Raw genomic sequence first — 309 nt, 5'->3', positions numbered from 1 at the left:
ACCGTCAATTAGCTCGCCAGCGTCGGAAAAGATTTGTACACCATTATGCAGCGCCACATACATGGCAGGAATAATCAGTAAGCCAGCTAAAATCGCCACGCCAATATCGACTAGGGCCACCGAAGCCCCTAAGCTGGGGAGCTTTTCATGGCGTCCGACATAGGAACCGTACACCAACATGGTCCCTACCCCTAAGGACATAGAGAAAAACGCTTGCCCCATGGCGCTGATCAATAGATCAGGACTCCAGACTTTAGAGAAATCAGGCACCAGGTAAACCTTAAGTCCTTGCATAGCGCCGTCCAGCGT

At 51.1% G+C, this 309-nt stretch carries 1 pseudogene; it reads right to left on the bottom strand.

The features are described 5' to 3' along the window. Positions 1–309: pseudogene (locus J0A66_RS22610) on the bottom strand (sodium-dependent transporter); the annotation flags it as partial.

The sequence above is a fragment of the Bowmanella dokdonensis genome (assembly GCF_017254865.1).
Lineage (GTDB): Bacteria > Pseudomonadota > Gammaproteobacteria > Enterobacterales > Alteromonadaceae > Bowmanella > Bowmanella dokdonensis.
The sequence above is the reverse complement of the archived record's forward strand: the minus strand, read 5'-3'. Positions and strand labels throughout refer to the sequence as shown.